19 protein-coding genes are annotated in these 21,969 nt (G+C 59.7%); 5 read left to right on the top strand and 14 right to left on the bottom strand.

Features of this window, described 5'->3' with window-relative positions; genetic code table 11:
* Positions 1–60 precede the first annotated feature (60 nt).
* The 12 genes from fliD to QK296_RS05855 all read right to left on the bottom strand — a co-directional run bounded on the left by fliD (position 61) and on the right by QK296_RS05855 (position 16,106).
* Positions 61–1,425, bottom strand: coding sequence for a flagellar filament capping protein FliD (gene fliD / locus QK296_RS05910; RefSeq protein WP_003192971.1), 1,365 nt, complete (start codon positions 1,423–1,425; stop codon positions 61–63).
* A gap of 82 nt (positions 1,426–1,507) precedes the next feature.
* Positions 1,508–1,852, bottom strand: a complete 345-nt coding sequence (locus QK296_RS05905) for a flagellar protein FlaG (protein ID WP_003192973.1) — start codon at positions 1,850–1,852, stop codon at positions 1,508–1,510.
* Between the two features lie 74 nt (positions 1,853–1,926).
* Positions 1,927–3,681 carry a flagellin gene (locus tag QK296_RS05900; protein WP_003192975.1) on the bottom strand — a complete coding sequence of 585 codons (1,755 nt, stop codon included), beginning with the start codon at positions 3,679–3,681 and terminating at the stop codon, positions 1,927–1,929.
* 398 nt (positions 3,682–4,079) lie between these two features.
* Entirely contained in the window at positions 4,080–5,009 is a 930-nt protein-coding gene (locus tag QK296_RS05895; protein ID WP_169855986.1) for a ketoacyl-ACP synthase III, read from the bottom strand.
* Positions 5,010–5,285: 276 nt separating this feature from the next.
* On the bottom strand, positions 5,286–6,896 hold the full coding sequence (locus QK296_RS05890; RefSeq protein ID WP_169855984.1) for a flagellar hook-associated protein 3: 1,611 nt from the start codon (positions 6,894–6,896) through the stop codon (positions 5,286–5,288).
* A 14-nt stretch (positions 6,897–6,910) separates the two neighbouring features.
* Complete coding sequence (flgK, locus tag QK296_RS05885) at positions 6,911–8,956, bottom strand: flagellar hook-associated protein FlgK (protein WP_169855983.1); 2,046 nt, start codon at positions 8,954–8,956, stop codon at positions 6,911–6,913.
* Positions 8,957–8,966: 10 nt separating this feature from the next.
* Positions 8,967–10,226 (bottom strand): flagellar assembly peptidoglycan hydrolase FlgJ, encoded by a 1,260-nt coding sequence (gene flgJ, locus QK296_RS05880; protein WP_032900804.1) that lies wholly within the window; start codon positions 10,224–10,226, stop codon positions 8,967–8,969.
* 4 nt (positions 10,227–10,230) lie between these two features.
* Positions 10,231–11,340: a flagellar basal body P-ring protein FlgI gene (locus QK296_RS05875; RefSeq protein ID WP_161793221.1), complete on the bottom strand. Its 1,110-nt coding sequence runs from the start codon at positions 11,338–11,340 to the stop codon at positions 10,231–10,233.
* Positions 11,341–11,346: 6 nt separating this feature from the next.
* On the bottom strand, positions 11,347–12,042 hold the full coding sequence (gene flgH, locus QK296_RS05870) for a flagellar basal body L-ring protein FlgH (protein WP_032895934.1): 696 nt from the start codon (positions 12,040–12,042) through the stop codon (positions 11,347–11,349).
* A gap of 52 nt (positions 12,043–12,094) precedes the next feature.
* Positions 12,095–12,880 (bottom strand): flagellar basal-body rod protein FlgG, encoded by a 786-nt coding sequence (gene flgG, locus QK296_RS05865; RefSeq protein ID WP_003192986.1) that lies wholly within the window; start codon positions 12,878–12,880, stop codon positions 12,095–12,097.
* Positions 12,881–12,942: 62 nt separating this feature from the next.
* Positions 12,943–13,683 (bottom strand): flagellar basal body rod protein FlgF, encoded by a 741-nt coding sequence (locus QK296_RS05860; protein WP_003192988.1) that lies wholly within the window; start codon positions 13,681–13,683, stop codon positions 12,943–12,945.
* Between the two features lie 857 nt (positions 13,684–14,540).
* Positions 14,541–16,106, bottom strand: coding sequence for a sigma-54-dependent phenylalanine hydroxylase transcriptional regulator PhhR (locus QK296_RS05855; protein ID WP_003192990.1), 1,566 nt, complete (start codon positions 16,104–16,106; stop codon positions 14,541–14,543).
* A gap of 257 nt (positions 16,107–16,363) precedes the next feature.
* On the opposite strand from QK296_RS05855, the gene phhA reads away from it, so the two are divergent.
* The 3 genes from phhA to QK296_RS05840 all read left to right on the top strand — a co-directional run bounded on the left by phhA (position 16,364) and on the right by QK296_RS05840 (position 18,803).
* Positions 16,364–17,155 carry a phenylalanine 4-monooxygenase gene (gene phhA, locus QK296_RS05850; protein ID WP_003192992.1) on the top strand — a complete coding sequence of 264 codons (792 nt, stop codon included), beginning with the start codon at positions 16,364–16,366 and terminating at the stop codon, positions 17,153–17,155.
* A gap of 98 nt (positions 17,156–17,253) precedes the next feature.
* Positions 17,254–17,610: a 4a-hydroxytetrahydrobiopterin dehydratase gene (locus QK296_RS05845; RefSeq protein ID WP_003192995.1), complete on the top strand. Its 357-nt coding sequence runs from the start codon at positions 17,254–17,256 to the stop codon at positions 17,608–17,610.
* Positions 17,610–18,803, top strand: coding sequence for an amino acid aminotransferase (locus QK296_RS05840; RefSeq protein ID WP_003192997.1), 1,194 nt, complete (start codon positions 17,610–17,612; stop codon positions 18,801–18,803). Before QK296_RS05845 ends, QK296_RS05840 begins: the two co-directional genes overlap by 1 nt.
* A gap of 176 nt (positions 18,804–18,979) precedes the next feature.
* Here the strand turns inward: QK296_RS05840 and QK296_RS05835 are convergent, their stop codons facing one another.
* The gene (locus tag QK296_RS05835; RefSeq protein WP_003192999.1) at positions 18,980–19,789 is read right to left on the bottom strand and encodes a UDP-2,3-diacylglucosamine diphosphatase; all 810 of its coding nucleotides are present in this window, start codon (positions 19,787–19,789) and stop codon (positions 18,980–18,982) included.
* A 137-nt stretch (positions 19,790–19,926) separates the two neighbouring features.
* Between QK296_RS05835 and QK296_RS05830 the strand changes: the two genes are divergently transcribed.
* Together QK296_RS05830 and QK296_RS05825 are read left to right on the top strand one after the other, a co-directional pair.
* The gene (locus QK296_RS05830) at positions 19,927–20,676 is read left to right on the top strand and encodes an AraC family transcriptional regulator (protein WP_094775587.1); all 750 of its coding nucleotides are present in this window, start codon (positions 19,927–19,929) and stop codon (positions 20,674–20,676) included.
* Positions 20,677–20,776: 100 nt separating this feature from the next.
* Positions 20,777–21,658: a DMT family transporter gene (locus tag QK296_RS05825; RefSeq protein WP_094774028.1), complete on the top strand. Its 882-nt coding sequence runs from the start codon at positions 20,777–20,779 to the stop codon at positions 21,656–21,658.
* 2 nt (positions 21,659–21,660) lie between these two features.
* Here QK296_RS05825 and QK296_RS05820 read toward each other — a convergent pair whose 3' ends face one another.
* The gene (locus QK296_RS05820; RefSeq protein ID WP_014719371.1) at positions 21,661–21,948 is read right to left on the bottom strand and encodes a SelT/SelW/SelH family protein; all 288 of its coding nucleotides are present in this window, start codon (positions 21,946–21,948) and stop codon (positions 21,661–21,663) included.
* Between the last annotated feature and the right edge of the window lie 21 nt (positions 21,949–21,969).

Here is a 21,969-nt window from a genome sequence, read left to right as displayed (position 1 = left end):
CAAAAACTTTAATGACACTCCGACGGTCGCAGATCGTTGTAGGGCGCGCGCGCCTCACGATCAGTTCGACTTCGGGTTGTTCAGCGAATTGAGGGTTGTCATGATGCTGGAGCTGCTGGCGTTGATCTTGGCGATCAGAGTGTCCATGGCCGTGTACTTGGCGCTAAGAGACAACTGCAGAGCTTCCATGCGCCGATCCAGGTCAGCTTGTTGGGTAGTTAGATCAGTGAATTTGGTATTCAGATCCTTGACCCGCGAGGCTAGTGTACCCGTCGTACCCACATAACTGTCGGTAGCTTTGTTCATGCGCGCAATCAAGCCATCGGAACTGGTAAAAAGCTTGGCGATATCGGTCGGGTTCTTCGCCACCGCCGCGTCCCATTGCTTGTCATCCAGCGAAAGCAAGCCGGTTTTTTGGTCGGTGGTGATCCCCATTTGCGACAGGCTGCTGATCGAGCCATTACCCGAACCATTGACCAACTCTCCGCGCAGACTGGAAACAAGGTCACGCATCGATGCGTCACCGGTCAGCGCACCGGCAGTGGTCGTCGCTTGGTCCCCTGTGGCCGTGACTTTTGTCTGAGCATTGATGGCAGTCATCAAGGCGTTGTAGGAGGTGACGAACGACTGCACGGAGGTTTTTAAGGTGGCAGTATTGCTAGCCACGTTGATGGTAGTCGTCTTGTCCTTGTCGGTCGGCGCAACAAGCTCCAGAGTCACACCGCTGATCGCAGACTTCACCGTATTACTGGTGGACTCCATGGCAATGCCATCAATGGAGTATTTGGCGTTTACTGCGGCCGGGCCTTTGTCGTAACCAACCGCAAGATCTGAGTCGCCGCTTAGAGTAATATCCGTGCCCACACCACTGTTGGTGGAACCAATGACTAGCCGTGCGCCGTTGGCGTCGCTCAGCACGTTGGCGCTTATGCCTTGGGCAGAAAGCTGGGTATTGATGGACTCACGCACTTGTTGCAGCGTCGAACCGCCAGTAATGACGACGTTGTAGCTCTTGCCTGACTGATTAATGGTCAGGGTCTGGTTTTCTTCACCTGGGTTAGCCACCGCAGCCGCGCCAGTGAACGCTTTACTGGTCACTTTTGAAGAGGTCGCCAAGTTGTCCACTTTCAAGACGTACTTACCACTAGAGGCCCCATCACCGAGGGTGGCCTTGACGGTCTTGTCATCAGACGTGGTTGCAGCCAGACCGTTAAACGAAGCGGCGCTATTCAACTTGGTGATTGCCGCCCGATAAGCTTCCAGCGCACTTTTAACCGAGCCCACAGCCGACAACTGAGTCGTCGTGACCGTTTGTTGCTTGGTGATCTGGGACTGCTTGGGTGCCTTTTCAGCGCCGACCAGTGCTTTCACGATACCTTGAGTATCGTAGCCCGAGCCCGGCCCGGTAATCGTTGAACTTGCCATGTCTGCTTCTCCTGTCCTGTGGCTGCCGCTTTCTTGGCGCGCTATGGCCTAAGCAGCAATCAGAAACATGTTTCGTGCCAACTCAAGCCTTGCTATCGAACAACAGGCTGCTGGCATCGCTCAGATTCTGCGCCAGCTTCAACGCAGTCTCGGATGGAATTTGTCTGATCACTTCACCGCTGTCAGTGGCAATCACTTTGACAACTACGCGACCGGTAGTGTCGTCGATGGAAAAGTCCAGATTTCGCTGGGAAGCCTGAACAAATTCGCGAATATCAGTTACCGCTTTTTCCAGCGCTACGCGCTGCGGCTCCACGCCGGATGCCGAATCAGTCTCGGTTACAGGAAGAGGCCTGGCCGCAATGGCGGCATTGGCCTGGGTCGTGCCAGCAGGGTAAGACGCGCTCAGCTTAATGCTCATATCCATGTCATCACCTCAAAACTGAAAAAACGGAAGGGCACGTTAGACGCACCCTTCCGTTATCTAACCGCTAACCGATGTTACTGAAGCAGCTTCAGTACAGCGGAGCCCAGTTGGTTAGCCTGGGACAGGATCGCGGTGGATGCTTGTTGCAGAGTTTGCTGCTTGGTCAGTTCAGCGGCTTCGGAAGCGAAGTCGGCGTCCTGTACGCGGCTACGAGCTGCGGTGGAGTTTTCCGAGATGCTTTGCAGGTTGGCCACGGTGCTGTCGAAACGGTTCTGAACCGCACCGAGCTGGGAACGCTGGCTGTCTACCTGTTGGATCGCACCTTCCAGAGCCTGGATGGTTTGCTGAGCGCTGGCGGCATTCAGGATGCTCAGGTCAGCAACGGTGGTGTCCATTTTAACTGCAGCAGTAGGCGCTGCGGCGGCAGCAGTCAGACCCAGGGTCGACAGGCCAGTACCTGCGCTGCCGTCGGCAACGGTGATGTCTTTGGTGGAGAACAGGCTCAGGGTATTGTCAGCGTTTTTGCTGGCAGTCACACCGGTGCTGGCGCTGTTGATGGACGATACGATGTCGGCCATGGTCGAACCAGCAGTGAACTTCACTTCGGTACCGTTCAGGCTAACGGAGGTTGCAGCACCCAGTTTGGCTTCGGTAGTACCAGCAGACAGACCCAGCTTGGCCAGCGCGCCCGCACCGCCGTTGGCAGCGGCACCAGTGCCGTTACCCAGTTTGATGGCTTTGCCGTCAGCCGAAGTCAGCTCCAGGCGGCCCTCAGCCGATACAGCAGCCTTGACACCAGTACCTGGAACAACAGGTGGACCTGCTACGTCTGCGGTTGCAGCGTTGATCTTAGTAGCAATCGCAGCCAGATCATCGCCAACAGCCAGAGCAATGTTCTTGCCGTTTACGTTGATTTCCGCTGCAGCGTCAAGCTTACCGCCTACAGCAGGAGTGATAGAGGTAACGCCACCCGAAGCGGTAGCCGTGGCCAAACCACCAACTGCGCCTGCACCAATGGTAATTGCAGAGCTGGATGTCAATACCAGCGCACCACCGGTAACGGTCGCCGAAACACCGGAAACAGCACTCAACTTAGTGGCGGCAGTAGCAGCGGTATCAGCAGTGGTAAATGTTACGTCTTGACCATTAACCTTGAAGGTAGTGTCGGCAGCGGGAGCTGCGAAAGCAGCACCTGTCTGCACGAATGGAGAAGTAGTGCTTTTCGCTGGAGTACCGCCAGGCAGATCAACAGCATTGGCAGTTACAGAAGCCGACAAAGTAGTAGTCAGGCCATCAACCTTGGCTTCGCTGAAAGTACCTTTCAGGCCGGCGGCGCTCAAGTCGCTCATACCAAACGAAATAGTCTGGTTGGCGTCAGAACCGATCTGGAAAGCAACGTTCTGGAACGAACCGTCCAGCAGGTTGCGACCACCGAAAGTGGTGGTTTGGGCGATACGGGTCAGTTCACCGGATTTGGCGGTGAATTCTTGTTGCAAGGAAGCACGGTCAGCGTCGCTTTTATCACCGTTCGCGGACTGCAGGGCCAGTTCACGCAGACGTTGTAGAATGTTGGTCGATTCTTGCATCGCGCCTTCAGCAGTCTGGGCGATGGAAGTGCCGTTGTTGGCGTTGGCGATTGCGACGGTCATACCCTTGACCTGAGAGGTCAGACGGTTGGCGATCTGCATGCCGGCGGCGTCATCTTTAGCGCTGTTGATTTTCAGGCCGGAAGACAGGCGGGTCATCGAGGTGCTCAGAGCATCACCGGCTTTGTTCAGGTTTTTCTGAACGGACAGGGAAGTGATGTTGGTGTTTACTGTTAAAGCCATGACGAAATCCTCGTGGGGTTGTTTACTGCGGCTTCCGGCCCTGGCAACCGCCGGGTGTGGCCTAGAGAACCTACGTAATAGTTATCGTCGTGGTAGCCGGTTGCTTGAGGATTTTTTTGAGTTTTTTTAGTAGCCCTGTGCCAGCCCTTGTATTTCAAGGCCTTATAGAGGCGTGAAACGCCAGTAATCACCGGTTACTGGCGCCAAAACTTCGCCTTCAAGACATACCCCCTTGTAGGAGCGAGCTTGCTCGCGAAGAACGTTAACGATGACGCGGGCATTCAGGATGCACGCGGCGCTCTCAGGTTCTTCGCGAGCAAGCTCGCTCCTACAGGGGGGGCAAAAAAACGCCGATGATCGTGGGATCATCGGCGTTTTTTTGTGCAGCGGCTAAAGCATCACGGACGATAAAGAATCGCCGAGCCCCACGACAGGCCCACGCCAAAGCCGCTGATTGCCACGCGCTTCCAGGTGGCGTCCATCACGTGCTTTTCCAGCAGCAGCGGGATACTCGACGACACGGTATTGCCGGTCTCGACCATGTCCTTGATGAACTTGTCCACCGGCGCTTCTTCAAAGCGGCGCGCCACGGCGTCGACGATGGCCGCGCTGCCCTGGTGGATGCAGAACGCATCGATGTCATCCGCCTTGAGGTCCGACTCATTGAGCAGCTCGTGCAAGTGCGCTGGCACCTTGAGCAAGGCGAAGTTGAACACCTGGCGGCCGTTCATGAAGAACACACCATCGCTGACCTTCAGGTGCGGTGCGCCGGAACCGTCGGTACCGAACTTGGATTTGCCCAGCAGCCATGGCGCGTCCTCGCCCATCCAGGTGGCGGTGGCGGCATCACCGAACAGCATGGTGGTGTTGCGGTCTTCCGGGTCGACGATTTTGGAATACGGGTCGGCGGTGATCAGCAGGCCGTTTTTCAGGCCGGCGGCTTCCATGAAGCCTTTCATCGCGTAGATACCGTAGACGTAGCCGGAGCAGCCCAGGGAAATATCGAAGGCGGCCACGTGAGTCGGCAGGCCCAGTTTGTCCTGGACAATGGCGGCGGTGTGGGGCAAACCCTCTTCATCGCCGTTCTGGGTGACGACGATCAGCGCGTCGATGGACTCGCGCTTTAAATCCGGGTTATTGGCGAACAATGCGTTGACGGCTTCGACGCACAGGTCGGACGTCTCCTGTGCAGCTTCCTTGCGCGGCAGGAACGCCGAACCGATCTTGCCGATGATGAATTCTTCATCCTTGGCGAATTTGGCACCCTGGGTGTAGTTATCGATCCCGTCTGCCGGCACGTAACTGGCGATGCTTTTTATGCCAATCATTGTGGCTTCCCAATACTAAATAGCTGGAGAACACCCCTCGGGCTGCGCCGGGGGTGCTGACAATAAAGGGGATAACCCCATGAAAAACTCGCTGAAAGCCGCCCGATGAAGGCCCTGTGACGACTTATCCTTTTCACACGATACAGTGAAGATGCGCTTTATGACTCACAGGTCACTCAATTTTGCGTGGTTTATGCAAAACGTTTCAACAATTAAGCCCCAGAAACGACAACGGCCCGCCCTGTTTCCAGAGTGGGCCGCTTGACGAAACGCCGATTACATCTTGTTGAACAGGCTCAACTGCGAGATTTTCACAAAGGCCAGTTGCGAAGCCTGCAACATGGTTTGCTGCAATGTCAGATTGATCGCTGCTTCCGCCATATCAACGTTGCCAAGGGAGCTCATGGTCGACGTGTTAGCAATGCCCAGGCTGGTGTTCTCCTGCGTCTGGATTTCCAGCGCATTTAAACGGGCAGCTCCAGCGCCACGCACCTGCGCAATCTGACCTTTGGCGTTAGTCAAGTTACCGATAGACCTGGCCACAACATCCTTGAGTTCTTTTTGTGCTATCGGATTACCATCAGAAGGCGTTTCAAGCACTTTGCGCAGATGACTGAGGGTATCGAGGACGTTTTCGTTCTTGTTGCTGGTAGATCCAATCGAAAACTGATCGCCGCTTGCCGGTGCAGGCGCAGCAGTGACGTCAAACGTCACACCTACGGCAGTGATCGAGGTTGCACCGGGAGCCAGCGTACCGTTGGCAATGGACTTACTCTCTGCCGTGTAAGGCTGCGCATAAACATCATAAGCACCGGCCGCACCAAATTTAACGATAACGCCCGAGTTAGGAAACGTGCTGGCGTAAGCCGCCGAGTCACTTACTGTGCCGCCGCTCAGTTGCGCCGTGGTCGGGTTGCTCGGGGTACGCGAAACACTGAAAGTGTCCGGTTTGACCGATAGGCTGAACTCGCGGTCTTTGACGATAGCGTCCGACGGCGCGCCGGGCAGCACATCTTGGCCCAGCGTGTCTTTGCCCAGATTCAAGCTGATGTCGAACTTGACCCCGCGCAGGCTAATGCTTGAAGCACCCTCTTTGGACGCGTCAAATACTCCATTGCCTGGAATCTCCGAGGTGATGTCCTTGCCGGTGTTGTCGCTCACACTGTACTGGGTACTGCTGATAAACGTCAGCTTATAAGGCTGTCCGTCGGAGAAGCTACTGCTATAACTGGCTCCAGAAGCGATCAAGCCCGCTGAGACAGCGACTTTGCCATCATCCACCTCAGGAGGTACGAGGACACGTGTTGTCTGGGTACGCCCGGTGTTCGCCGACCCCTCAAGCATGGTCTTCGCAGTATCCCCCATCGATATCGACAGGTCCTGCGCCACTTTAAGGCTCAATGGCGTGTCATCACCCTGGTAGCTATAGGTCCCATCGTTGTTACGCGAGTAAGGCGCAGTATCGGTCTTGCTTCCCGAAAACAAATAGTTGCCACTAGCGTCTTTCGAGTTGAGCAGGCCCAGCACCTGATCTTGAATCGAACCGATGGAATCAGCAATCGCCTTGCGGTCAGCATCACTGATACCGACGTTGCCTGCTTTCAGCGCCAACTCACTGGCCGTCTGCAGAGCGACACCAATATTCTCCAACACGCTTTCCTGATTGTTCAGCGAGCTTTTCAGCGTATCGATGTTGCCGTTGAACTGCCCCAACATGTCTTTCTGTTGCTGCAACATCAACAACCGTGCTGCCGCGACAGGGTCATCCGCAGCGGTTTGTACGCGCACGCCGGAACTGGCCTGGTCCTGCGCCTTGACCACGCTGGAGTAGTTATTCTGATAGCTCGCAGAGCTGGTCTCAAAATACTGCTGTGTAGAAATACGCATCGTCCCAGCCTCCCTTAAAGAGCATTCATCAGTGTGGTGAAGGTTTCCTGCGCAGCCTTGATGATCTGCGACGACGCGGTGTAGTACTGCTGGAACTTGATCATGTCGCCCGCTTCATCATCCAGGTTGACCCCGGATACCGAGTTGCGTGCTTCCTTGTTGGCGCTGAGCAACGCGCCGGTGGCGGCGGTGTCGACCCCGGCCTGGCTGGCCTTGGCCCCCACGGTCGAGACCAGCTTGCTGTTGGCACCCACCAGGCTGGTGCCCGCGTTGCCATCGCCCATGCCGACGGTGGCCTTGGTTTGCAGGTTCAGCAGTTCCTGGGCATTGCGGCCGTCGGACTTGCCGCCACTGTTGAAGGCAAAGGTGGTGCTGTCGCCGTCTGCCGGCGAGCCGTTGACGGTGGTGTCGAACTTGAAGCTCTTGCCGGGAATGGCGGCACCGCTGGCGTCGCGCATCGGCACGTCCACGGTGATCTTGTTGCCCTGCCCCGGAATGATCGAGCCAGTGCCAATCGGGTTGCCCTTGGAATCGTTGATGGTATAGGACTGCGTGCCGTCGGCGGCGGGCTTGCCGAACACCATCTTCACCGGCATCGAGTTTTCAATACCGGCGCGCAACTGGGCAGTGTCAGTGCCGCCATGGATATCCAAAGGCACTGTCAAGGCCGGCTGGGTAAAGGTGCCCGTGCCACTGTTGGTCTTGCTGCTGGTACCTGCCAACGGGCCGGCGAACGCCAGTTTGTTCGCATCGGTGAGCGCCACGCCAATACCGCTGGCGCCCGTGGCGGTGGGGCTGACTTTGAAACTGTCGCCAAATGCCATGGTGCCCTTGCCGTCCAGCGCCAGGGTGAAGCCATCCAGGGTCGGCGGCGGTGTTGAGCTCATGTCGAAGGTGCCCATGGCCTTGCCGTCCGAACGCAACACCGTGATCTTGTTAGGATCGGTCTTGTCGCTGAAGGTCACGGTGTAGTCAAACGTGGACAACTGACTGCTGTCCTTGATCGTCACGTTCAGGTTGCCCGCGCCGGCACTGTTGCCCGAGGCACCCTGGCTGCGCGAGGCAATGGCGGCGGCGCTGTTGATGTCTTTGAACAGCGAAACGCCAAAGTCACCGTTGAGGTCCAGGCCCTGGCCCAGTTGGTTGTTGAGCGTGTCTGCCGTGGCGATGGCGATACGGCCCAGTTCATTGATGGCCGGCATCAGGGCATCGCTGCGATAGCGCAACAGGCCGCCGATGCTGCCGCCGCTGATCACCGAGCCCAGGTCCAGGGTGGTGCCGTTCATGTCCAGCTGGATGGTGTATTGGCTGTTATCGGTTTTGCTTGGCGCGGCGGAAATCTTGTTGGAGATCCCGCCCTCTACCAGAGACTGGCCGCTGCCGGTGGTCACGCTGAATTGGCCGTTTTTCTCGGTGGCCGTCACGCCAATCAACTCATTGAGCGAACGTACTGCCTCGTTACGCGAGTCCAGCAGGTTGGCCGGGGCGCTGTTGGAGCTGCCTTGGGCCTGGGAGATCTGCTGGTTGAGGGAGGCAATCGAGGCGGTCAATTGGTTGACCTGGTCACTCATGCTGCTCAGTTGGTTGTTGATCGTCTCTTTCTGCTGAGTCAACTGCGTGGAGATCGCGTTGAAACGGCTGCTCAGGGTCTGGGCGTTGGTCACCAGCAGTTGGCGGGCCGACAGGTCGCTGGGGTTGGACGCGGCGGTTTGCAGGGTGGCGAAGAACGAACTGAGCACCGAGGACAGGCCGGTGGTTTTGTCCGACAGCACTTTGTCGACGGCCCCCACCTGGTCCAGGTACGCCTTGGCGTCGTTATTGAGCGCCGTGCTGTTCTGGTAAGCGGTGTCCAGGTACTCGTTGTACACCCGGCGCACATCGGCCAGGGTGGTGCCGCTGCCGATGTACACGCCGCCGAACGGGTTCGACGCGTTGGTATTTTGCGTGGTCTGCTGACGCGAGTACCCCGGGGTATTCACGTTGGCGATGTTATTACTCAAGACCGACAACGATCCTTGAGCGGCATTGAGCCCTGACATCCCGATACTGAGCAAACTCATGGTTCAGACCTTATAAATGTGTGGTTGCGCCAGCGGCAGCGTAGTTCTGGTAACTGTTCATGTTTTTTGCGATCTGCGAAATCTTGCTGGCGTAATCCGGGTCGGTTGCATAACCGGCTTTTTGCAACTCGCGTACAAACTGTTCCGGGTTGTCGGCTGATTTCACAACTTCTTTATAGCGATCATGGCTTTGCAGCAGGGTCACGAGGTCGTGGAAGCTGTCCTGGTAGGAGCTGTAGGAACGGAACTGCGCCGTTTCCTTGACCATCGCACCATCGCGAAACTCGCTGGTGATCGCCCGGGCCTGACCGCCCTGCCAGCTCTGGCCGGCCTTGATGCCGAACAGGTTGTGGCTGCTGCTGCCGTCCTCGGCGCGCATCACCGATTTGCCCCAGCCGGTTTCCAGCGCGGCCTGGGCCACCAGGTACTTGGGGTCGATACCGATACGTGCGGCGGCGGCCTTGGCCATCGGCAGCATGGTGGCGACAAACTCATCCTGGGAGCTGAAGGCTTTCTTCGCTGGCGCCAGCGGTGGCTGGGCAATGGCGCGGCCATACACTTGCATGCGCCCGCTCGGCACGGCAAAGCTACGCGCACTGCTGTTGATGACCGTGTCGTCGGCAGCGCTGTTACGCAGGGGCGCGGCTTTGGCTTCAACCGGAGCGTTCGGCACGATGCCCGCCAGCAGACGGTCGGCCAGCTTGCTGGGCAAGGCGATACGGCGCTGGTTCATCAGTTCCATGTCGTTGGCATGGGTACTGGCCCCCTCAGGCACAGCCACGCGATATGCCCACAAAGGCCGCTGGCCATTGGAGCGGCCCAACGGGCCTTCAGCCTGGGTACCGGCGGCAATCTCAGTCGGCACATCGACTTTCTTCACCGGCGCATCCGCCGCCGGGCCTTGCAAGGTGGCGGCCTGGGCCTCCACCGGTTTGTTCTTCTGCATCTGGCGCATCAGCACATCGGCCAGGCCGATACCGCCGCCTTCGCGGGACATCGACACCGCCAGTTGCTGGTCGTACATTTCCTGGTACTGCTTGGCGGCCGGGGTGTTCAGCGGGTTGTCCTTGCCCAGGGCGTCGGTGGCCGAACGCATGGACTTGAGCATCTCGTTCAAAAACAGCGACTCGAATTCCTGCGCTACTTTGCGCAGGTTGCCTTCGCTGTTTTTGTCGTCACCCACCTTGAGCTGGTTAAGCCGGTTGAGGTCGGAGTAAGACCCCGAGTCCGCCGTGCTGCTGATACCGCTCTTGCGCATATCCATGGCCATGGCCTCAGATCACGATCAGGTCGGCTTGCAACGCGCCGGCCTGCTTCAAAGCTTCGAGGATCGCCATCAAGTCGCCGGGCGCAGCGCCCACCTGGTTCACCGCGCGGACAATCTCATCCAGGGTGGTGCCGGGGCCGAACTTGAACATCGGCTTGGCTTCTTGCTGGGCATTGACGCGCGAACGCGGGACCACGGCAGTCTGGCCACCGGACAACGGCCCCGGCTGGCTGACGATCGGGTCTTCGGTGATGGTCACCGTCAGGCTGCCGTGGGTCACCGCCGCTGGCGAGACCTTGACGTTCTGGCCGATCACGATGGTGCCGGTGCGCGAGTTGATGATGACTTTGGCCACGGCCTGGCCGGGGTCGACCTCAAGGTTTTCCAGGATCGACAGGTAGTCCACACGCTGGCTTGGGTCCAAAGGCGCAGTGACACGAACCGAGCCGCCGTCGATGGCCTGGGCCACGCCAGGGCCGAGCATGTCATTGATCTTGTCGACCACGCGCTTGGCGGTGGTGAAGTCGGAGCGGTTGAGGTTCAAGGTCAGGCTGTTGCCCTGGTTGAAGCCACTCGGCACGGTGCGTTCAACCGTGGCGCCACCAGGGATACGCCCAGCCGACGGCACGTTGACGGTGATCTTCGAACCGTCGCGGCCTTCGGCGTCAAAACCGCCGACCACCAGGTTGCCTTGGGCGATGGCGTAGACGTTGCCGTCGATACCTTTGAGCGGCGTCATCAGCAAGGTGCCGCCGCGCAGGCTCTTGGAGTTACCCATGGACGACACGGTGATGTCCACCACCTGCCCCGGCTTGGCGAACGCGGGCAGATCGGCGCTGATCGACACTGCTGCGACGTTCTTCAACTGCACGTTGCCCGAGCCAGGCGGTACCTTGATGCCAAACTGCGAGAGCATGTTGTTGAAGGTTTGCAGGGTGAACGGCGTTTGGGTGGTCTGGTCACCCGTGCCGTTGAGCCCCACCACCAGGCCATAGCCGATCAACTGGTTGGAGCGCACGCCGGAAATACTGGCGATGTCCTTCAAGCGCTCGGCCTGGGCCACAGCGCTCAAGGCCAACAAAAGCGCCATCGCCATCAGCTGTTTGAACTTCAAAATGGCCACCTAGAAAGGGAACAGCGGGCTGAGGAAGAAGCGGTCGAACCAGCCCGGCTGGCTCGCATCGGCAAATGAACCGGTGCCCGAGTAGGTAATGCGTGCATCGGCAATGCGCGTCGACGGCACGGTGTTGTCGGTGGAGATGTCATCGGCGCGGACCATGCCGGCGATGCGCACCAGCTCGTCGCCGGTGTTGAGGGTCATCCACTTTTCACCGCGCACGGCAATGATGCCGTTGGGCAATACGTCGGCGACGGTCACGGTGATCGAACCGGTCAGGCTGTTGCCCTGCCCTGCCGCGCTCTTGCCGTTGGTGGCACGGTCGCCGCTGTAGCCGGCGTCCAGGCTCAGGTCACCACTGCCCAGCGGGTTGTTGGTGTTCAGGCCGCCGCCGAACAGCGAGGTCAGGCCGATGCTGGTCTTGCTGTTCTTGCCGATCTGCGAGTTGGCGTTCTTGCTGGCCTGGGTCTTCTCATTCAGGGTAATGGTGATGATGTCACCGACCCGGAACGCCTTGCGGTCGCTGTACAGGTTCTGCTCGAAACCAGCCTGGTAGATCGAGCCATTGTTGGCCGCCGCCGGCAGCGGCGTGCGTGGCAACACCGGCGCGTAGTACGGGTCATTGGGCTTTGGCGAGGGGGCGACACAGCCCGCAAGCACGGCGATCCCACTCAATGCCAACACACAAACATAGCGATTCATGACCCTAACCTCACGGTGTTGCAGGCACCCTCAAGGGCGCCCCATAGACTGATTACAGATTCTGCGTGACGAACGAAAGCATCTGGTCGGCGGTGGAAATCACCTTGGAGTTCATCTCGTAGGCGCGCTGGGTGGTGATCATGTTGACCATCTCCTCAACGGTGCTGACGTTGGAGGTTTCCAGGGTGCTTTGCAGCGTGGTGCCGAAGCCGTTCAAGCCAGGGGTGCCGATTTGCGGCGCGCCACTGGAGGCGGTTTCCAGGAACAGGTTGTTGCCCATCGCCTGCAGGCCGGCCGGGTTGATGAAGTCGGCGGTTTGCAGGTTGCCGATCACTTGGGAGGCCGGGTTGCCCGCGACGGTGATGGACACGGTGCCGTCGTTGCCGACGGTGAAGGTCTTGGCGTCGGGCGGCACCACGACAGCAGGCTCCAGGGCGAAACCGTTGGCGGTCACGATCTGGCCGTTAGAGTCCAGGTGGAAGGTGCCGTCACGGGTGTAAGAGGTGGTGCCATCCGGTTGCAGTACCTGGAAAAAGCCGCGGCCATTGATCGCCATGTCCAGGGGCTGGCCGGTTTGCTGCAGGTTACCGGCGCTGAAGTTTTTCTGGGTGCCGACGATCTGCACACCGGTACCCAGTTGCAGGCCCGACGGCAGTTCGCTGTCCTGGGTCGATTGGGCGCCCGGTTGCTTCTTGATCTGATAGAGCAAGTCCTGGAACTCGGCGCGGTCACGTTTAAAGCCCGTGGTCGACACGTTTGCCAGGTTGTTGGAAATGGTCGTCAGGTTGGTGTCCTGGGCGGACAGGCCTGTCTTGGCAACCCATAGAGCCGGAAGCATGCTGTTCTCCTTCGTGCGCCGGATGGTTGGCGCTGCGTTGCAAATTAATTAGTGGGCTTGAATCAGCTCATCTGCATGACGCGCGTCATGGCCTGGTCGTCTTCTTTAGCGCTGTTCATCATCTTGATGTGCAGCTCGAACTGCTTGGCCAGCGCCAGCACCGCGGTCATTTCTTCCACGGCATTGACGTTGCTTGCCTGCAGGAAACCCGAGGTCAGCCGCACGTTCGCGTCGGCCTGGGCCGGCTGGCCATCCTTGGTGTGGATGGTGCCGTCCAGGCCTTTGGTCATGTTCTTGAGGTCAGGCTGGACCATCTTGATACGGTCCACTTCCGCCATCACCCGCGGGCCTTCGCCCATGGCACGGATGCTGATGGTGCCGTCCGAACCCACTTCGATTTTCTGCTGGGGCGGCACGGCAATCGGGCCACCGTTGCCCATGATCGGCATACCGTTGCCGGCACGCAGCACGCCCAGGGCATCCACGTTCATGCTGGCGCTGCGCACGTAGGCTTCGCCGCCATCGGGGGTTTGCACGGCCATCCAGCCGTCGCCGCTGACGGCCACGTCGAGGTCGCGGCCGGTTTCAATCATCGCGCCCGGAGAAAAGTCAGTGGCCGGCCGCTCGGTCATGGCAAACGCCCGCGCCGGAAAGCTGTCACCGAACACCGGCATCGAACGCGCCTGCTCCAGGTCGCGCTGAAAGCCGTTGGTGGAAATGTTCGCCAGATTGTTGGCATGGGCCTTCTGCGCCAGTGCATTCTGGCTGGCGCCGGTCATTGCCACATAAAGGTACTTGTCCACGCTCTATCCTCTTTCTGACGGACGCTTGCCGCCCACCGCTGTACTGAGGAGGCTTAAGCAATTTGCGAACCAACTTTTCAAAAGAGGCCAAAGTCCAGGCGCGGCGGGGGTTTCGTGGAGATAGCTGAAATAGGCAGGGCAGAAACAGTCGAAAAAACGGCGGACTACTGCCGCCTGCGGCAAACACCGGCCTGAAAAACGACAGAGCTCAAATGTGGGAGCGGGCTTGCTCGCGAATGCGGTGGATCAGTCACTGATATGTTGAATGACCTACCGTATTCGCGAGCAAGCCCGCTCCCACAGAGGATTGATGCCGGGCGCTGATTCCGTGGCCAATACCCAACTAATGTGGGAGCTGGCTTGCCTGCGATAGCGGTGGAACAGGCACTGACATGCCAACTGACAGTGGGCTGTAGCAGCAGACGGTACCCACGATGCGAAGCGAGCCGCTCTTGATCTTGATCTGCTTTTGATCTCAAGCGCCCCGTTAAACCACGCTGGCCGGAATTCGACAGGGATTTGGGGGGTAAACCGGCAGGGATGCCGGTTTAGCCGCCCCGCGCCATGGATGGCGCGTGGCGGCGGCCCCCCAAATCACTGGCGGATTACGGGCACACCGAGCCTAGGCGAGGTGCCGAGTGGTGGGGCAAGAGCGTTTTGCTTACTTTTGCGCTGTTCAAAAGTGAGCCGCCGTCAGGGCGGAACCCTAAGTGGCCGCTACCTAAATATCGGATATGTACCCGATCCAACTGTGTTAACTGTTAGGCCGTCTTCGCAGGCAAGCCAGCTCCCACATTTGGATCGCGGTGCGTCAGTTAGATCAGCGCCGGCCGTCACAGGAGCAAGCTCCCACCGTTTTAACTGCGATCAGCCTTGAGCACTTCGTAATCACGCAGCTTGTTGGCAATGGTGGTGTGCGACACCCCCAGGCGCTTGCCCAACTGGCGACTACTGGGGTGTTCGGCATACAGGCTTTCCAACACCGCCTTCTCAAAGCGCCCGACGATATCCTCCAGGCTACCCTCCAGAGAAAAATCACCCAGCGGCTGACGCACGCCATAGTCCGGCAGACGAATATGCTCAACCTTGACCGTACCGCCCTCACACAACGACACCGCCTGGAACAGCACGTTTTCCAGTTGCCTCACGTTGCCCGGCCAGTGGTAGTGGCTGAGTTTGTCCATGGCCGCAGGGGCCAGCTTGGGCAGTGGGCAACCGATCTGCCGACTGGCCTGGTCGAGAAAGTGCTCGACCAACGGCGCGAGGCCATCCAGGCATTCGCGCAACGGCGGGATATGCAGCGACAGCACATTCAGCCGGTGATAAAGGTCCTGACGAAACTCACCCCGGGCGCAGAGTTCCGACAAGTCCACCTGGGTCGCGCAGATCACCCGCACGTCCAGGTACACCTCTTCATCACTGCCCACCCGGCGAAAACAACCGTCCTGCAGAAAGCGCAGCAGCTTGACCTGCAAGCGCGCGCTCATTTCCCCCACGCCATCGAGAAACAAGGTACCGCCCGCCGTCAGCTCAAGCAGGCCCAATTTACCTTCCGCCCGCGCCCCTTCAAATGCGCCGGGGCCATAGCCAAACAGTTCAGTCTCGGCCATCGACTCGGGCAACCCCGCGCAGTTGAGCGCCATCAACGGCGACTGCCCCCGCGGGCTGGCCAAGTGGCAGGCCCGGGCCAACAGCTCCTTGCCGGTGCCGGTTTCGCCTTCTATTAATAGCGGCGCATCCAGCGGCGCCATGCGCCGTGCTTCGCGCACCACTGCGGCCATGACCTTGGAGCTTTGGAAGATGCTGTCGAAACCGCGCAGCTCTTGCTTGCGCACGTTATAGATACGCTCACCGACACGGTCGGCGCGGTGCAGGGTGAGCACGGCGCCGGCCATGGCTTCGCTGTCGTCGTGCTCGGAGGATTGCAGGGGCGCGATGTCCGCCAGAAATACGTCGCCCTTGACCTTGACCCGCAGGCCATTGATTCGCGATTTGCTGGCGCGCACCAGTTCCGGCAGGTCGAAGTCCTCGGCATACCGCGACAGGGGAATCCCGGGCACTTCATCTACCCGTACGCCAAGCAACTGCGCCGCCGCACGGTTGGCGGCCACGATGGAGCCGCCCATATCAATGGACAGCACTGGAAATTCCAGGGCGCCGAGCAACGCATTGAGTTCCATATGCCGACGCTCGCTGGGCATCAGCCCTACCCGCTTGACGCCAAACACCCCGGCAATCGCCTCGAACTGCGGTCGCAACGCCTGGAACTGCATGTTCACAAGGTTAGGGCAGAACAGGTAGATGGCGTTGCCATGCTCACCGCCGACTTCGCCCTTGGCGACGTTGACGCCGTACTCCACCAGCAGGTTGAGGATGTCCCGCAGGATGCCGATGCGGTTCTGGCAGTGCACTTTGATACGCATGGAAAGACTCGAAAAGGGAGTAGGCGCCGCGTCTTTTTGTCGCTGGGCGCAGATAGTCGTCAAGATTATGTGACAGTACGGCAGCCATTCCCAGCCCATAGCTGTGACAAGTCGGACTATCGTAACGAATACTTTACGATTGTCGGTGATTTTTCCTACATGCGTCCATTAAAGGCTGATGGAATCCTGCGCCTATCCGGTTATCAATAGAGGCATCCCAGGACATAACAAGAACGAATGCCTAGCAGGAGAGCCGTATGAAGCAGACGCACTACGTGGCCCGCGAGCCCGATGCGCAAGGTTTTATCCACTACCCGCCAGAAGAACATGCGGTGTGGAACACCCTGATCACTCGCCAATTGAAAGTGATCGAGGGCCGCGCCTGCCAGGAATACTTGGACGGCATCGACAAGCTCGGCCTGCCCCTGGACCGCATTCCCCAACTGGGCGAGATCAACAAGGTGCTGGCCGACACCACCGGCTGGCAAGTCGCCCGCGTGCCGGCGCTGATCCCCTTCCAGACCTTTTTTGAATTACTGGCCAGCAAGCAGTTCCCGGTGGCGACTTTTATTCGCACCCGTGAAGAACTGGACTACCTGCAAGAGCCGGATATTTTCCACGAGATCTTTGGCCACTGCCCGCTGCTGACCAACCCCTGGTTCGCTGAATTTACCCACACTTACGGCAAGCTCGGCCTGGCGGCCACCAAGGAGCAACGGGTGTACCTGGCGCGCCTGTACTGGATGACCATCGAGTTCGGCCTGGTGGACACGCCTCAGGGCCGGCGTATCTACGGTGGCGGCATTCTGTCGTCGCCTAAAGAAAGTGTGTATTGCCTGTCGGACGAGCCCGAGCACCAGGCCTTCGACCCGCTGGAAGCGATGCGCACCCCCTATCGCATCGACATCCTGCAACCGCTGTACTTCGTCTTGCCCGAACTCAAGCGCCTGTTCGACGTGGCGCAGGAAGACATCATGGGCATGGTCGAGCGCGGTATGCAGCTGGGTCTGCACGCACCGAAATTCCCACCCAAGCCCAAAGCCGCGTGAACCTCACGTTTTAAGGCCAGGTGAGTCTGTTCCCTGGCCCCGCGTTGCTTTAGGGTAACGCCACTGACCTTCAATCATTCGAATTCAGGACACCTTCCATGACCACCTTGAACCAAGCCCACTGCGAAGCCTGCCGCGCCGATGCCCCGCAAGTCAGCGATGAAGAACTGCCGGTACTGATCAAGCAGATCCCTGACTGGAACATCGAAGTGCGCGACGGCGTGATGCAGTTGGAAAAGGTTTTCCTGTTCAAGAACTTCAAATTCGCCCTGGCCTTCACCAACGCCATGGGTGAAATCTCCGAAGCCGAAGGCCATCACCCAGGCCTGCTCACCGAGTGGGGCAAAGTCACCGTGACCTGGTGGAGCCACTCCATCAAGGGCCTGCACCGTAACGACTTCATCATGGCCGCGCGCACCGACGAAGTGGCCAAGACCGCCGAGGGCCGCAAGTAATGCATTTCGATGCCATTGGTCGCGTGCCCGGCGACCCGATCCTCGGGCTGATGGACCTGTATGCCCAGGATGCCAACCCGAACAAGTTCGACCTGGGCGTAGGTGTCTATAAGGACGACCAAGGCCTGACGCCGATTCCTCACTCGGTGAAGCTGGCGGAACAGCGCCTGGTCGACACCCAAGTGACCAAGACCTATATCGGTGGCCATGGCGATACAGCCTTCGGCAGCCTGATCAGCGAACTGGTGCTCGGCGCCGACTCGGCCTTGCTGCGTGACCGCCGCGCTGGCGCCACGCAAACCCCCGGCGGCACCGGCGCCCTGCGCCTGAGTGCCGACTTTATCGCCCACAGCCTGCCGGGCCGTGGCGTGTGGCTGAGCAACCCGACCTGGCCGATACACGAAACCATTTTTGCCAAGGCCGGGCTCAAGGTCAGTCATTACCCTTACGTGGGCAGCGACAACCGCCTGGACCTGACGGCGATGCTGGCGACCCTGTCCAGCGTGCCCAAGGGCGACGTGGTATTACTGCACGCGTGCTGCCATAACCCGACCGGCTTTGACCTGTCCCAGGATGACTGGCGCCAGGTCTTGCAGATCGTGCGTGAACGCCAGTTGCTGCCACTGATCGACTTTGCCTACCAGGGCTTTGGCGACGGCCTGGAGCAAGACGCCTGGGCGGTGCGCCTGTTTGCCGCCGAGCTGCCGGAAGTGCTGATTACCAGTTCGTGCTCGAAGAACTTCGGCCTGTACCGCGACCGCGTAGGTGCATTGATCGTCTGTGCGGCGGATGCCGAAAAGCTCACCGATGTACGCAGCCAACTGGCGAATATCGCTCGCAACCTGTGGTCGACACCGCCGGATCACGGCGCCGCCGTGGTGGCGACCATCCTCGGTGATGCGCAGCTGAAAAAGCAGTGGAGCGAGGAAGTCGAGGCCATGCGTTCGCGGATCGCCCAGTTGCGTTCCGGGTTGGTGGAAGCGCTTGCGCCCCATGGGCTGGCCGAGCGCTTTGCGCATATCGGCGCGCAGCGTGGGATGTTTTCCTATACCGGCTTGAGTGCCGAGCAGGTCAAGCAACTGCGCGAGAAGCACAGTGTGTATATGGTCAGTTCGGGACGGGCTAACGTGGCTGGGGTTGATGCGACGCGCTTGACGTTGCTGGCTCAAGCCATCGCCGACGTTTCCAACTGAAGCAACAGGATTACGTGTGGGAGCTGGCTTGCCTGCGATGGCGGTGGTTCAGTTGCAGATTAATTGCCTGGCCCACCGCCATCGCGGGCAAGCCCGCTCCCACAGGGGATTGATGCCGGACGCTGAATCCGTGTGCGATACCTAGCCAGCGCCCACTTTTATAAGCACGCAGGGCTTCAGCCAGCGACCATTTCGGCCTTTAGCAGTGCCTCTTTGGCCTGCGCATCCGCCAACCGATACAACTCGATATGCCCATCCCAGTGCTCGATCAAGGCCGTGCACGACTCCACCCAATCCCCGCAGTTGAGGTAATCCACCTCGCCCACCTTGCGAATCTCGGCATGGTGAATATGCCCGCACACCACCCCGTGCAATTCACGCTTGGTCACTTCGTGGGCAATCGCCTCTTCGAAATCGCTGATAAAACTCACTGCCGTCTTGACCTTGTGTTTCAGGTACGCCGACAGCGACCAATAACCGTAGCCGTACCGCGCACGCCAGTGGTTCAGCCAGCGGTTCAGCGTCAGGGTGAATTCGTAGGCCGAATCGCCAAGGAAGGCGAGCCAGCGGTGATAGCGCGTGATTACATCAAACTGGTCGCCATGAATCACCAGCAAGTGGCGACCATCGGCGGTGACGTGCACGGCTTCATCGACCAACTGGATATTGCCCAGGATCAGCTTGGAATAGCGACGCAGGAACTCGTCATGGTTGCCGGTGACATAGATGACCTCGGTGCCACGCTTGGCCATGGTCAGCAGGCGGCGGATCACGTTGGTATGGGCTTGAGGCCAATACATGCCGCCGCGCATTTTCCAACCGTCGATGATGTCACCGACCAGGTAGACCTTGTCGGCGTGGTAGCCCTTGAGAAAGTGCGACAGGTGTTCGGCCTGGCAATCCCGGGTGCCCAGGTGCACGTCGGAAATCCACAGGGTTCGCACCCGTTGCTTGCGGCTGGGCTTGGTGAACTCGGCACGGGTCATGGGCATCCCTCGACGCTGTTTTGGCGAGCTTGCGCCTTGGCGATTAATAGTCCATGACAAGCGTGCGTCAGTCTGATGACAGCGCCCGCGGCCCGCCAAGCGTTGTAGACTGACGGCTTGCCGCCCTGGAGACCGCGATGAGCCCGACCCTCACGCTACGCCACTACCTCGAAGCGCCCATTGCCCACAGCCATGACCATGCGCAGTTGGTGTTCGGCCTGTCCGGGCACCTGGACCTTGAAGTCGATGGCCGTGGCAGCCAGGTGCGCGAAAGCAGCGTGATGGTGCTGCCCTTCTGCGCCCACCACGCCTGCATCAGCCGCGACGGCAGCCGCTGCCTGGTGCTGGATGTGCCGACTGAGCACTGGGTGGTGCAATCCTTGGGCGAACATGCCGACGCCAGCCGCCGCTTGCTCGACCAACCCGCGCGCCTGGCGCTGGATGCCCGGCAACACCAACTGGTGCAGTGGCTGGCACACAGCCCGGTGCACGACCCGCTGATCGTCCAGCAAGGCGCCGTGTTGTTATTGGCCAGCCTCAACCATCCCCAGGCCCAACCGCTGCCCGGCCGGCGCTTGCCTTACGCCGCGTTCAATGCCCATATCGAGCGCCATGCGGCGCGCCCGCTGCAGGTGGCCGACCTGGCACGAATTGCCGATTTGTCCGTGACACGCCTGCACGCACGGTTTATGGCTGAATGCGGGCAGACGCCGATGGACTATCTACGCAGTCGTCGCCTGCATATGGCCCTCACGCTTTTACGCGAAACATCCCTGCCCATCGGCGAGATTGCCGAGCGCGTCGGCTACGCTTCGCAAAGTGCATTTTGCGCGGCCATGCTACGGGCGTTTGGCGCCTCGCCCGGGGCGTTGCGTCGGGCGGGCTAGCAAGAGTCTTGCGCTAAAAATCACCCGGCCCGCGACAGACGCCCATCCTCCAACCCTCTAGACTGCGAGGCTGTCACCCCCTGTTGGATCAAGGATCGCAATGACTCCCCGCTCAGCCCTCGGCGCCCTACATATCGGCGCATTGATGTTTGGCCTTACCGGCGTATTCGGCAAACTCGCAGCCGCCTCCCCCGCCATCATCGTATTTGGCCGGGCGGCGTTTGCCGTGCTGGCGCTGGCGGTATTCGCCCGCTTTGCCAGCAACGCTCCTTGGAAGAAACTGCAGATGCGCGACTGGCGTCGCCTGCTGGTCAGCGGTGTGTTGTTGGCCGCCCATTGGGTGACGTTCTTTATTGCCGTCAAAGTCGCCGGCGTGGCCGTGGCGACCCTGGGGTTCACCGCCTTTCCGGCCTTTACCGTGATTCTTGAAGGGCTGATCTTCCGCGAGCGCATTCGCGCCAATGAAGTGCTGCTGGTGGTGCTGGTCACCGTTGGCCTGGTGCTTGTGACCCCGGATTTCAATCTCGCCAGCGAGGCCACGGGCGGGCTGCTATGGGGCATCGCCTCGGGGCTGTTGTTCTCGTTGTTGTCGCTGAACAATCGCGCCAGTTCAGGGCGCATTCCTGCGGTACAGGCCGCGCTGTGCCAGAACGTCGTGGTCGCCGCGCTCCTGCTGCCCGTGGCCGCGCCGGGGCTGGCAGATGTGCGAGGGATAGATTGGCTGTGGATCGGGCTGCTGGGGGTGTTTTGTACCGGCTTGGCCCACAGCCTGTTTGTTGCCAGCCTTGCGGTGATCAAGGCGCGCACCGCGTCGGTGGTGTTTGCGATGGAACCGGTCTACGGCATCACCGTGGCCTGGCTGTTGTTTGCCGAAACCCCGACCCTGCGCATGCTGCTGGGCGGCGCCTTGATCATCGTCGCCATCGTGCTTTCCGGCCTGATGGGCAGCGCCAGCCAGGCCAAGCAACCGGCGCCGGCCTGACTTCAGACGGTACGGTCGTTATGCCCGAGGTCGCGCTGCGGGTCGATCTGGTCGCGCACTCGCTGCTTGAGCACCTTGGCCTCGGGAAAACCGCCATCGGCCTTGCGCTCCCAAATCTGCACGCCATCACAGGTGATGCGAAACGCGCCGCCAGTGGCCGGTTCCAGCGCCACGCGCCCCAGGTCATCGGCAAAGGTGCTGAGTAACTCCTGGGCCAGCCACGCGGCGCGCAGCAACCACTGGCACTGGGTGCAATAGGTGATCACGATCTCGGGTTTGCATGCAGACATCATTAAGCGGCTCCTGGCGTA

Source organism: Pseudomonas sp. AL10 (assembly GCF_029960685.1).
Lineage (GTDB): Bacteria > Pseudomonadota > Gammaproteobacteria > Pseudomonadales > Pseudomonadaceae > Aquipseudomonas > Aquipseudomonas lactis.
Note: the sequence above shows the minus strand (reverse complement) of the source record. Positions and strands in the feature narration are given on the sequence as shown.

Coding starts and splice junctions, on each gene's coding strand:
- QK296_RS05845 (WP_003192995.1), top strand. CDS start 17,254: ATGACCACCTTGAACCAAGCCCACTGCGAAGCCTGCCGCGCCGATGCC.
- flgJ (WP_032900804.1), bottom strand. CDS start 10,226: ATGGCCATGGATATGCGCAAGAGCGGTATCAGCAGCACGGCGGACTCG.
- phhA (WP_003192992.1), top strand. CDS start 16,364: ATGAAGCAGACGCACTACGTGGCCCGCGAGCCCGATGCGCAAGGTTTT.
- flgK (WP_169855983.1), bottom strand. CDS start 8,956: ATGAGTTTGCTCAGTATCGGGATGTCAGGGCTCAATGCCGCTCAAGGA.
- QK296_RS05830 (WP_094775587.1), top strand. CDS start 19,927: ATGAGCCCGACCCTCACGCTACGCCACTACCTCGAAGCGCCCATTGCC.
- QK296_RS05905 (WP_003192973.1), bottom strand. CDS start 1,852: ATGGATATGAGCATTAAGCTGAGCGCGTCTTACCCTGCTGGCACGACC.
- fliD (WP_003192971.1), bottom strand. CDS start 1,425: ATGGCAAGTTCAACGATTACCGGGCCGGGCTCGGGCTACGATACTCAA.
- flgG (WP_003192986.1), bottom strand. CDS start 12,880: ATGCTTCCGGCTCTATGGGTTGCCAAGACAGGCCTGTCCGCCCAGGAC.
- QK296_RS05895 (WP_169855986.1), bottom strand. CDS start 5,009: ATGATTGGCATAAAAAGCATCGCCAGTTACGTGCCGGCAGACGGGATC.
- QK296_RS05855 (WP_003192990.1), bottom strand. CDS start 16,106: ATGCGTATCAAAGTGCACTGCCAGAACCGCATCGGCATCCTGCGGGAC.
- QK296_RS05825 (WP_094774028.1), top strand. CDS start 20,777: ATGACTCCCCGCTCAGCCCTCGGCGCCCTACATATCGGCGCATTGATG.
- QK296_RS05840 (WP_003192997.1), top strand. CDS start 17,610: ATGCATTTCGATGCCATTGGTCGCGTGCCCGGCGACCCGATCCTCGGG.
- QK296_RS05890 (WP_169855984.1), bottom strand. CDS start 6,896: ATGCGTATTTCTACACAGCAGTATTTTGAGACCAGCTCTGCGAGCTAT.
- QK296_RS05900 (WP_003192975.1), bottom strand. CDS start 3,681: ATGGCTTTAACAGTAAACACCAACATCACTTCCCTGTCCGTTCAGAAA.
- QK296_RS05820 (WP_014719371.1), bottom strand. CDS start 21,948: ATGTCTGCATGCAAACCCGAGATCGTGATCACCTATTGCACCCAGTGC.
- QK296_RS05835 (WP_003192999.1), bottom strand. CDS start 19,789: ATGACCCGTGCCGAGTTCACCAAGCCCAGCCGCAAGCAACGGGTGCGA.
- flgH (WP_032895934.1), bottom strand. CDS start 12,042: ATGAATCGCTATGTTTGTGTGTTGGCATTGAGTGGGATCGCCGTGCTT.